General features: G+C 51.7%; 11 protein-coding genes (1 of these 11 only partly in view). 3 read left to right on the top strand and 8 right to left on the bottom strand.

Annotation, left to right across the window (positions count from 1 at the left end):
* Both MKQ68_RS25445 and MKQ68_RS25440 read right to left on the bottom strand, forming a co-directional pair.
* Positions 1-455 carry the 5' portion of a hypothetical protein gene (locus MKQ68_RS25445; RefSeq protein ID WP_264281508.1) on the bottom strand. It extends 217 nt beyond the left edge of the window, so only the first 455 of its 672 coding nucleotides appear in the window; the start codon lies at positions 453-455; the stop codon falls past the left edge of the window.
* Between the two features lie 33 nt (positions 456-488).
* Positions 489-1,013, bottom strand: coding sequence for an acyl-CoA carboxylase biotin carboxyl carrier protein subunit (locus MKQ68_RS25440; RefSeq protein ID WP_264281507.1), 525 nt, complete (start codon positions 1,011-1,013; stop codon positions 489-491).
* 100 nt (positions 1,014-1,113) lie between these two features.
* Here MKQ68_RS25440 and MKQ68_RS25435 point away from each other — a divergent pair, with 100 nt between their 5' ends.
* On the top strand, positions 1,114-3,666 hold the full coding sequence (locus MKQ68_RS25435) for a M1 family metallopeptidase (protein WP_264281506.1): 2,553 nt from the start codon (positions 1,114-1,116) through the stop codon (positions 3,664-3,666).
* 97 nt (positions 3,667-3,763) lie between these two features.
* Entirely contained in the window at positions 3,764-5,095 is a 1,332-nt protein-coding gene (locus MKQ68_RS25430; protein ID WP_264281505.1) for a gluconate:H+ symporter, read from the top strand.
* On the opposite strand, the gene MKQ68_RS25425 is transcribed toward MKQ68_RS25430, so the two are convergent.
* The 5 genes from MKQ68_RS25425 to MKQ68_RS25405 all read right to left on the bottom strand — a co-directional run bounded on the left by MKQ68_RS25425 (position 5,092) and on the right by MKQ68_RS25405 (position 8,675).
* Positions 5,092-5,667, bottom strand: coding sequence for a hypothetical protein (locus MKQ68_RS25425; RefSeq protein WP_264281504.1), 576 nt, complete (start codon positions 5,665-5,667; stop codon positions 5,092-5,094). The genes MKQ68_RS25430 and MKQ68_RS25425 overlap by 4 nt on opposite strands.
* A gap of 99 nt (positions 5,668-5,766) precedes the next feature.
* Positions 5,767-6,708, bottom strand: a complete 942-nt coding sequence (locus MKQ68_RS25420; RefSeq protein ID WP_264281503.1) for a DUF1835 domain-containing protein — start codon at positions 6,706-6,708, stop codon at positions 5,767-5,769.
* Between the two features lie 63 nt (positions 6,709-6,771).
* The gene (locus MKQ68_RS25415) at positions 6,772-7,551 is read right to left on the bottom strand and encodes a TPM domain-containing protein (protein WP_244841082.1); all 780 of its coding nucleotides are present in this window, start codon (positions 7,549-7,551) and stop codon (positions 6,772-6,774) included.
* A gap of 15 nt (positions 7,552-7,566) precedes the next feature.
* Entirely contained in the window at positions 7,567-8,016 is a 450-nt protein-coding gene (locus MKQ68_RS25410; RefSeq protein WP_264281502.1) for a TPM domain-containing protein, read from the bottom strand.
* Between the two features lie 65 nt (positions 8,017-8,081).
* The gene (locus tag MKQ68_RS25405) at positions 8,082-8,675 is read right to left on the bottom strand and encodes a LemA family protein (RefSeq protein ID WP_264281501.1); all 594 of its coding nucleotides are present in this window, start codon (positions 8,673-8,675) and stop codon (positions 8,082-8,084) included.
* A 345-nt stretch (positions 8,676-9,020) separates the two neighbouring features.
* On the opposite strand from MKQ68_RS25405, the gene MKQ68_RS25400 reads away from it, so the two are divergent.
* Positions 9,021-9,485: a response regulator gene (locus MKQ68_RS25400; protein WP_244841087.1), complete on the top strand. Its 465-nt coding sequence runs from the start codon at positions 9,021-9,023 to the stop codon at positions 9,483-9,485.
* An 81-nt stretch (positions 9,486-9,566) separates the two neighbouring features.
* On the opposite strand, the gene MKQ68_RS25395 is transcribed toward MKQ68_RS25400, so the two are convergent.
* Complete coding sequence (locus MKQ68_RS25395) at positions 9,567-10,220, bottom strand: hypothetical protein (RefSeq protein ID WP_244841088.1); 654 nt, start codon at positions 10,218-10,220, stop codon at positions 9,567-9,569.
* Positions 10,221-10,292 lie beyond the last annotated feature (72 nt).

The raw sequence follows: 10,292 nt of genomic DNA, 5'->3' as shown, positions 1-10,292 counted from the left end.
GATTCACTGCCTTCTTTAAAAGCCTCGGCGTTTGTAGCCGCTACCTCTGTCGCCACCACATCATCCTGCTTCTTTTCTTTTGCTACCAGTCCTTCACCAGGGCGGGTTACACCAAACGTTTGCAGGTCGTACAAGGCAAAACCTTCTTCACCCGTATTCTTGAGCAACAGGCCCTGGTCGCGGCGGCTCACCTTTAACAGGAACGTTTGTTCGGGGTATTCGTTTTTAGGGAAGCCCACCGTTACCGGTACCGCATCGCCCTGTTCCATTTTCGGGAGAATGATATAACCTTTGGGAGAAGAGCTGAGCACTTTACCCTTATATTTCAGGTAGAAAGGGGCGCTCTTTTCGTTCTGGATATATACAAAGTAGTTGGCTTTGTCCTGCGCGGCAAGGCTTCCGCCTATGAACAGGCAGCACAAAACACATATGATTGTTTTCTTAAGTTGATGCATAATTTTCGGACGTAGCTCCTTATAAAGCAAATATTATTCCAGTACTACCAGCACTTCGCCTTTTTCCACTGCAGTGCGCTCTTTCACCTTAATTTCCTTCACCACGGCGTCGGTAGCAGACTTAAATACGTTTTCCATCTTCATGGCTTCCAGTATCAGCACCGGGTCGCCTTTAGCGATCTGCTGACCGGGGGTAACCAGTATTTTGAGCACCATGCCGGGCATAGGCGCTTTGATGTCGTTTACCTTCTTCTTACCGGCATCTTTGATACCCATGGAAGCCAGCAGTCGGTCCATCGGCTCTTCCAGGGCTACTTCGTACTCCTGGTGCTCGATTTCGATGGTGACTGTTTTGGCGTCCCGGTCTATTTTCAGTACCTGGGCCAGGTAACTTTTGCCATCCATGATAAGGTGGTAATCTCCCGTAGGAAGCTGCACTGCGCTCCAGTTTACGGACTGTCCGTTAATGCCTGTACCGGTATTGCTGGCGGTAATCTCGAACGTTGCTTTGGCGTTTACGCTGGTTTTGATCATAATATAGCTGGTGCTGTATGACAAAAGTAACAATTTTAACCGCTTGCGTTGTATTTGGCCCATTTGTTTAAATTTGGGGCCTCCCCTCCCGACGGAGGGCTTATTTTTGTTTAAAACGCTTTACATGCATCGAACGAGTAAACTGCTTTGCCTGCTGATGGCCGGTATCACTGCCTCCGGAGTATTCCAGGGCGCCCGCGCACAATCAGCCGCTAATGAGAATGAAAACCCGGCGCTCAAAATTTACCGGGCCACCCCTACCAAAATCAACAACCTGGTGCACACCAAACTGGACGTGCGCTTCGACTATGCTAAACGTTACCTGAATGGTAAAGCGTGGATCACCCTTCGCCCTCACTTTTATGCTACCGACAGCCTGCTGCTGGACGCAAAAGGAATGGACATTAAAACCGTAGCAATTTCCAAAGCAGGTAAAAATACGCCGCTGAAATACGACTATGATGGCTGGCAACTGAACATCAACCTGGATAAGCTGTATAAGTCTACCGAGTCGTACGTGATTTATATCGAGTATACCGCCAAGCCGGATGAACTGACGGTAAAAGGCAGCAGCGCCATCACCGACGCGAAAGGCCTGTATTTCATTAATCCTGATGGTAAAGACCCTGACAAACCAGTGCAGATCTGGACACAGGGTGAAACAGAGGCTTCTTCTGTATGGTTCCCTACTATCGACAAAAACAACCAGAAAACGACTTCAGAAATAGCCATGACGGTGCCTAAAAAGTACGTAACCCTCTCCAACGGTAAACTGGTTAGCCAGAAGCCGAACACGGACGGTACCCGTACCGACACCTGGAAAATGGACCAGCCGCATGCACCATACCTGTTCATGATGGCCGTGGGCGATTTCGTGATTACGAAAGATGCGCCATGGAAAGGTAAAGAAGTAAGCTATTACCAGGAGAAAGCCTATGCCCCTTACGCAAAAGCGATATTCGGTCATACGCCTGAAATGATGACGTTCTATTCTAACCTGCTGGGTGTTGATTACCCTTGGGTGAAGTACTCCCAGGTAGTAGTGCGCGACTATGTATCCGGCGCTATGGAGAATACCACGGCTACGCTGCACGGCGAAATGGTGCAGAAAACCGACCGCGAACTGCTGGACGATAACCACCTGGCAGAATCTGTGATCGCGCATGAGTTGTTTCACCAATGGTTTGGCGACTACGCTACCTGCGAATCATGGAGCAACCTTACCCTGAACGAATCGTTCGCTGACTACAGCGAATACCTGTGGCTGGAACATAAATACGGCAAAGACGCGGCAGATGCGCACCACCTGGAATCGCTGCAGAACTATTTCAACTTCATCGGCTATGCCGGCGACCGCGACCTGGTTCGCTTCCACTATCGCGATAAAGAAGATATGTTTGATGCAGTGAGCTACCAGAAAGGCGGCCGCATCCTGCACATGCTGCGTAACTACGTGGGCGACGACGCATTCTTTAAATCACTGAACCTGTACCTGAAAAATAATGCCTTTAAAGCTACCGAGTCGCACCACCTGCGCCTGGCTTTTGAAGAAGTTACCGGCAAAGACCTGAACTGGTTCTGGAATCAATGGTACTTCGGACAGGGCTACCCTGAGCTGGACTTCAGCTACGATTACAACGACGCCACCAAAAAGGTGAAAGTAACTGTGAAGCAACAACAGAAGGGCGATAAAATCTTCACCATGCCTTTCGCGATCGACGTATACGAAGGTGGTAAGAAGACCCGCCACAACGTAATCCTCGACGAACGTGTGGATTCGTTCTTCCTGCCCTACAGCAGCAAGCCGGATTTCGTAAACGTAGACGGCGACAAGATCCTGCTGGCTAAAACGACCGATCACCGCGACATCAACACCTACATCTTCCAGTATAAAAATGCGCTTAACTACCAGGACCGCCGCGAAGCGATCAGCGCCACGCTGAAACAGCAGACCAGCAATGCTGCCGCCCGTGCCGTAGTAGTAGCCGCCATGAAAGATAAGTACGAAGGCCTGCGCGCCATGGCCGTAGGTGGTGTGAAGCTGGATAACAGTGATGTAAAAACGGCCGCCCTGGAAACCGTTGTATCCCTGGCTAAAGCAGATCCGGCGTCCGTTGTAAGAGCAACCGCCATCGGCCAGCTGGCGAAACTGAAAGACGGCCAGTACGCACCGTTGTTCGAAGCAGCTTTGAAAGATAAGTCTTACGCCGTAGCCGGCGCTGCCCTCAATGCCCTCAACACCCTGAACCCGGAGAATGCCTATGCAACGGCCAAATCACTGGAGCCGGCGGCTAAAGGCGCCCTGATGAACGCCATCTCCGCCGTGTACACGAAAAAAGCAGATCCCGCTGATATCGCCTTCTTCGATAAACAGTTTGCCACTGCAGGTGGACAGAACGCCAAGTTTAACGCGGCGCTGCAATACCTGGCCATGCTGAGCAAAGTGCAGGACAACGCTGCCTTTACCAAAGGCATCGATGCAGTGAAGGGTTTTGCCGACCAGATGAACAACGGTATGGTGAACAACTACTTCATTAACCTGATGCAGCCGATCGTGAAAACGAAACAGGAGCAGGCATCATCTGCTACCGGTGCTAAAGCGGAAGAGCTGAAACAACAGGCGGCCTATACCGAAAAGGTAATAGCCGAACTGCGTGCAGCTAAAACCGAAGAGTAGATTTTAACTTAGTTCGATACGAGGCCCGGCGGTGTATATACCTCCGGGCCTTTTCTTTTTTCTGTTATCTTTGGATAAGACCTCTTATCCACACGTTATGCCGTTATTACTTTCCTTCGCAGCTATCCTGCTTTTAATTGCCCTCATTGTAGGCCTCAAACTGGATACCTTCATTTCCTTTATCATCGTGAGCATTTGCCTGGGACTGGCCTGCGGGATGGACATTGCCGGCATCGGCTCGTCCATCAAAAATGGCATCGGCGGCACCCTTGGCTCTTTGCTGATGATACTTGTATTTGGAGCCATGCTGGGAAAGATCGTGGCAGACAGTGGGGCGGCGCAGCAGATCACGACATCGCTCGTGCGGTTATGCGGCGTGAACAACATCCAGTGGGCCATGGCCCTGGGCGGATTGCTGATCGGCTTCCCGATGTTTTATACGGCGGCGTTCGTGATCGTCGTGCCTTTGATCTTTGCAACGGGCATGACTACCCGCCTGCCACTAATGTACATTGGCATCCCGATGATCGCGGCGTTATCGGTATCGCACGGCTTTTTGCCACCACACCCCTCCCCTACGGCCATCTCTGCTCAGCTCGGGGCGGACCTGGGTAAAACCTTATTGTACGGCCTTATTGCAGGCATTCCCATTATCGCACTGGCAGGGCCGATCTTCGCGCGTACGCTGAAGAAACACCAGGTAACACCTAATCCAGACCTCGTGCATGTGCAACACCTGCCGGAAGATCAGCTGCCCGGACTCGGCATCTCCCTGTTCTGCGCATTACTCCCACTGTTCCTGCTGACCATCACGACCATCAGTAACCCTTTTATTGATGCGAACAGCCTGCCCGGCAAGTTCATCGCCTTTATCGGCGATGCCAACCTGGCCATGATGTTATCGGTATTGGTGGCGGTGTACCTGCTCGGCATTCGTCGCGGAGGTAAAATGAAACCACTTATGCGGCAGCTGGAAGATGCGGTGAAAGGCCTGGCGCCTATGCTGCTGATCATTGCCGGCTCCGGCATATTCATGCAGGTGATGAAAGACGGGGGCATGAACACCTACATTGGTGAGTCGCTGAAAAACCTGCCATTGTCGCCGCTGGTGCTGGGCTGGACGATCGCCGCCATCATTCGTGTATGCGTGGGATCTGCTACCGTGGCCGGACTCACCGCGGGTGGCATCCTGTTACCCTTGCTGCATGCGCCGCACACGCAGCCGGAGCTGATGGTGCTTTCGATCGGTGCGGGCAGCCTCATGTTCTCCCATGTGAACGACAGCGGCTTCTGGCTGTTCAAGGAGTACTTTAACCTCACCCTGAAACAAACCTTTTCCACCTGGTCGCTGATGGAAACTATTGTAAGCCTCGCCGGACTGGGAGGCGTGCTGGTATTACAGCAGGTACTGGCAATAATGGGAAATTAGAAAAGATAAGACACGCCCAGGCCAGCAATGCCCTCATTGCCGAAGAACGATAGTTTGTCGAACATATACTTGCCGCGCAACTCAAAGGCTGCTTCGCCGGAGCCGGCAGAGAAACGTAGTCCGCCACTCACCACCGGGCCGTTGGTATGCATATCGCGGCCATCTTTAGCGCCGCTGTTATGGAAGCCATAACCAGCACCCAGGAAGAACCCGAACCGGTGATCGCTGCCATCGGGCAATGCGGCTGCACCAAAGTTGAATTCAAGCAATAAAGGGATATCTACACAGTAAGAAGAGAAGTCGGCGCTGCTTGTTTCCTCCGATACATCGTCGCTGGAGGCGGACAATGTACTGCCCAGCAGGGCGGCATGCGTACCTACCGAAAAGGTAGCTTCTTTGCCCAGCTGTAAAAGGTTAAGCCGCGGCGAATACGTGAGGCCGATGGCCGTGGTAGGCCTGCCAAAATAAAAGCCCACACCTAAACCGTGGGAAAAAGAGGGCACATCATCCTGTGCGGTGGCAGGCGCAGTAAAGGCTAACAGGAGGAACAGGAACAGGCAATATTGTCGCATAGAGATAAACGATTACGCGAAAAATAGGCGTTTGTTCCGAGATACGCAAACGCGGGCAAGAAGATGGGTGATTTGGCCTGACAACCGGTAACGGGTACACTACGATACCTTCACCGGCTTGTCTTCCGCCGCACTCCAGCGCCAGGGCGTTTCATGCAAAGGCGTGCCGCCGATCCAGTGGTCGAGCGCAGCATAACCGGTGTAGTTCTCCTCCCCCGCCAGCACTTCCTGGCCTAAAGACGTGATACACATTTGTTCATTCCCTTCGATCACGCCGGCGTTACGCATGCGTTGGGTGATGATGTCGAGCTGGAAGTCGCCGAAGCCATAGATCTTCAGTTCATTCCAGAAGCGATTGTACAGGTTATACCAGGGCGCGCAGCCGAGTTGAAGGTTTTGCAGGAAGAAACGTTGAATGACATTGAGGCCATCTTCTACATAAGGGAGCCGCTGCAATTGCGCCTGTAAAGCTTCTGCCAGGAAAGGCAGGTTGCCCGGGGCGCGGTGCCGCATCTCATTTACTTTGGAAGGATCGTCGCCCGTATAGGCATTCCAGGTGTCGAGCGCCAGTTGCCAGTCTTCCTCGCGCAGTTGCGCTCTTTGTTCAAAAAGTGGTGGATAATGATGTGGTAACAGTACGCCGAAGCCTTTGAAGTTCACTACCTCGGGGTGGTGATTGATGGAGACCAGGCTTACAGGAGGTAGTTGGATATTGAGCTGACGCAGGTACCAGAGAACGAACAACAGGTTCAGCTGGCAAAACACATCAAACTCAAACCAAAGCACCAGTTCGTCGTAGTTGCCGGCCTGCTTCAGTTTGCCCAGTTCTTTTACAATGCTTTCGTTATAGTTGGAAGTATCGATGCCATAGTGCTCGCGGAGGTGCGCCGCCCGTTCTGTCAGAAACGTATCTGCATCCGGCGCTGGCGCTACCCGGCCTTCGCTGATCATTTCGCGGCACACGATGAAGTCGCCCGGTATGCCGGATTTACGGAATACTTCCAGTGTTGCATCTCCATTAAGCACATGCAGATAATTCATACCAAGGGGCATTTCATATTTTACGCGGTATGAATGGGGATAATAAGGTTTTCTGAGAGGATGTTACCAGTTGCCACTGGCACCGCCGCCGATACCGCCGCCGCCGCCGAAGCCGCCGAAACCGCCACCACCACCGCCGCCGGACCAGCCTCCTCCACCGCCGCCGAAGCCGCCGCCGAGAAATCCGCCGCCAACGCCACCGCCCCAACCGTTATAACCGCGCCTGCTAAACGTACCGCCGCCACCGCCGCCGCCTCTGCTCACGATCACCAGCACTACGATAATAATGATGATCATCGCAATGCCGCCGATACCGAGACCTCCGCCTTCGCCGCCGTCTTTAGGTACGGCATGAAACTCACCTGCTGCGGCTTTGATAACGCTGTTAACGGCTGCGTCCAGGCCGTGGTAATAATCGCCCTGGCGAAAAGCCGGTTTGATCTGGTTGTTGATAATCCGGTACGCGATTACGTCGGGCACCACATTCTCCATTCCATAACCTGTTTCTATCCTCACTTTGCGGTCGTCTACCGCCACGAGGATGAGCAGGCCATTGTTCTTATCTTTTTTGCCGATACCCCATTCTCTCAGGATTTTCGTGCTTACCTCTTCCGGTTCGTAGCCGTCGAGCGTTTTCACGATCACGATGGCCACCTCGTTAGATGTACTATCCTCGTAAGCCTCCAACTTTTGTTCCAGTTTTGCGGCGTCTTCACGCAACAGCACACCTGCAAAATCATTCAGCAAACGGGGCGGATTCATGGGCTTCGGGATGTCCTGCGCCCCGGCCATAAAGCCTGTCAGTATTCCGGTAAACACTAATAACCAGCGGAGTATCTTCATTGCTCTTGCTATAATTTATCTTCCAAACACGATGTCGTCGGGTAATTCATTTTTGTCTTCTGCGGCGTAGGGGAAATGATGACGCAGCGATTCGCCGATTTCTTTCACACATACTTCCAATCCTTCCACGATCAGGTTGCGCTTGAAGTAGTCGCGCAACAGCAGTGCTTCCTTTTGCCAGAACTCGCCTCCCACCTTTTCGTGGATGCCCTGGTCGCCCAGGATGGCGAACTGGTGGTCCAGCAGGGCTACGTATAACAGTACCCCGTTACGTTGCTTCGTTTTTTCCATGCCCAGCCCCGCAAATATTTCCTTTGCGCGGTCAAATGCATCTACATAAGCACAGCGGCTTTCGATGTAAACCCGCACTTCGCCGCTGGTAAGGCGTTCTGCCTGGCGAACGGCCGCTACCACTTTGGCTTTTTCGTCTTCGTTAAACAGTTCTTTTTTCGGGAAGAGGCGCATGGATGCTTATTTAAAACAGCGGAAGCGGTATTACCGCCTCCGCTTTCTTATAGATGATAATCAGATTAGAATTCTACTTTAGGCGCTTTCTCCGCACCAGCGTCGGCTTTAAAGTAACCACGTTGTTGCAGACCCGCAAAGCCAGCTACGATATTGTTCGGGAACGTACGGATGGTAGCGTTAAAGTCCCTTACAGTGTTATTGAAATCGTTACGGGCGTTCGCGATGCGGTTCTCTGTGCCTTCGATCTGTGCGCGCAGTTCGCCGAACTGGGCGGTCGCTTTCAGGTCGGGATATTGTTCTACCGTTACCAGCAGGCGGCTGAGTGAACTGTTGAGCTGACCTTGTGCGGCCTGGAACTCGTCGATTTTAGACTGGTTAAGGTCGCCGGTGTTTTGTATAGTTACGGAAGTGGCCTTTGCGCGGGCGTTGATCACTTCGGTGAGGGTGCTTTTTTCGAAATTGGCAGCCCCTTTCACAGTGGCTACGAGGTTATCGATCAGGTCGGCGCGGCGCTGGTATTGGGTTTGTACAGCACCCCAGGCGCCATTTACGTTTTCATCCAGCTTTTGCAGGGTATTGTATTTCCCGCAACCGGCAAAACCGATCAATGCTACAACAACAAGAACAACAATTAAAACAAGCGATGACTTCTTCATAATGACAGATTTTTAGTTCTTTCCCATGTAGGGGTTTATCAAACCTACACGAATTTATGCAAAACGCAAAACTACGGGATGTTTCAGCAATATGTAACCACCCGCGTACATATGATTTCTTAATACTTCTTAAAAAAAACTTATACTTAATTATTAAAATCCACGACAAAATATCTATGTTTGAGTGTGGTATTTCGGATTCGTATAGGTGATCTGTTCAGCTTTAACCGGGAATGCTAACTGTCGAATTGTAATTGGCAGCCAATCATGTGAGCGTAAAAAACAGTCTGCCGCTGTTTGCAACCCGCTTATTTTTATTAACTTACATTAAGTTTACAGCGTTAGATGAGTCAACAACAAATACGCATCCTCTATATAGATGATGAGGTACATAACCTGAACGCCTTTAAAGCAAGCTTCAGAAGATTATACGCCATCCAGACTGCGGAATCGGCAGAAGAAGCGTATAAGTTATTGGAAGAAAACGACTTCCACATCATTATCTCCGACCAGCGTATGCCTAAAATGACGGGCATCGAATTTTTCGAATCCATTCTTGAGAAGCATGCTGAACCCATCAGGGTATTGCTGACCGGCTATGCGGACATTAATGCCGTAATTGACGCGATCAACAAAGGCCAGGTGTACAAATACTTCTCCAAACCCTGGAACGAGGACGAGCTGAAACATAACATTGATAAGGCATACGAAGTGTACGCCCTCCGTAAAGAGAACCGCGAACTCACCGAAAAGCTGCTCGACGTAAACGAGAAGCTGGAGTTCCTCCTGCGCCAGAAGTTAATTTCCTAGTTTACCAGCATAAGCACCTTCTTCAGCCGCCGTTGTGTCACTCACTTCGGCGGCTGTTTCGTTATTGGCAGTGGCGAAAATTTATCCGCTACGGCGGAGCGGCATGTGTTCATTATCCGTTACCAGGTCGCGCTGCGGCGTGCCGTCGCGTTCGCAGTGGCGGATACGTATGCAGGTGGGTACGACTGTTAACTCCTCACTGCTCAACAGCACTTCGCTCCTGCACTCATTACCCGGGAAGTCTTTCACGATAACAACGATGCTGCCGCCTACAGGCAATGCGCGGGGTATGTAAGTAAAACGATCATGCCCGGCATCAGCGGCCTGGCCGGCTTCGAGCAGTACGCCGTCTGGGCTGTACACCTCGACCAGCACCTCGGCCACGAAACAATTATCTGTGGCGAAGACGGTCACTTTGCCCTTCTTTACCGACAATTCATGAATGACCGGGGCGACCAGGTAATCTGCGATGGCCATGTTGTGTACGTTTTTTCCTCCCGTACGGGCGGCCTGGTAGCGGGCTCTCAGTGGTGCATTGGCCCGCACATGAGCGGACCACAACGCCGCCTTTTTGAAATCGCCCTTTGTGCGCTCCTGGCCCGGCGTGCCCATACCCGGTCGTTTACACGGGGCTTTGGCAATGATTTCCTTTCCGTACCGGAAGTACTTTACCACCTGGTTGCCGAATTTGCCGGTGGCCCCGGAGGAGATGGCGTTAAATCCCTTTTGTATCATTTGCTTTTTTACAAAGATCGGGGGGGATGCGTGCTGGTTACCGTATCAATTAGTGGCAAAAAAGAGTCAAAT

The sequence above is a fragment of the Chitinophaga horti genome, from assembly GCF_022867795.2.
In the GTDB taxonomy this organism is placed as follows: Bacteria; Bacteroidota; Bacteroidia; order Chitinophagales; family Chitinophagaceae; genus Chitinophaga; species Chitinophaga horti.
The sequence above is the reverse complement of the archived record's forward strand: the minus strand, read 5'-3'. Positions and strand labels throughout refer to the sequence as shown.

Coding starts and splice junctions, on each gene's coding strand:
- MKQ68_RS25395 (WP_244841088.1), bottom strand. CDS start 10,220: ATGATACAAAAGGGATTTAACGCCATCTCCTCCGGGGCCACCGGCAAA.
- MKQ68_RS25410 (WP_264281502.1), bottom strand. CDS start 8,016: ATGCGCCTCTTCCCGAAAAAAGAACTGTTTAACGAAGACGAAAAAGCC.
- MKQ68_RS25425 (WP_264281504.1), bottom strand. CDS start 5,667: ATGCGACAATATTGCCTGTTCCTGTTCCTCCTGTTAGCCTTTACTGCG.
- MKQ68_RS25430 (WP_264281505.1), top strand. CDS start 3,764: ATGCCGTTATTACTTTCCTTCGCAGCTATCCTGCTTTTAATTGCCCTC.
- MKQ68_RS25400 (WP_244841087.1), top strand. CDS start 9,021: ATGAGTCAACAACAAATACGCATCCTCTATATAGATGATGAGGTACAT.
- MKQ68_RS25435 (WP_264281506.1), top strand. CDS start 1,114: ATGCATCGAACGAGTAAACTGCTTTGCCTGCTGATGGCCGGTATCACT.
- MKQ68_RS25405 (WP_264281501.1), bottom strand. CDS start 8,675: ATGAAGAAGTCATCGCTTGTTTTAATTGTTGTTCTTGTTGTTGTAGCA.
- MKQ68_RS25420 (WP_264281503.1), bottom strand. CDS start 6,708: ATGAATTATCTGCATGTGCTTAATGGAGATGCAACACTGGAAGTATTC.
- MKQ68_RS25415 (WP_244841082.1), bottom strand. CDS start 7,551: ATGAAGATACTCCGCTGGTTATTAGTGTTTACCGGAATACTGACAGGC.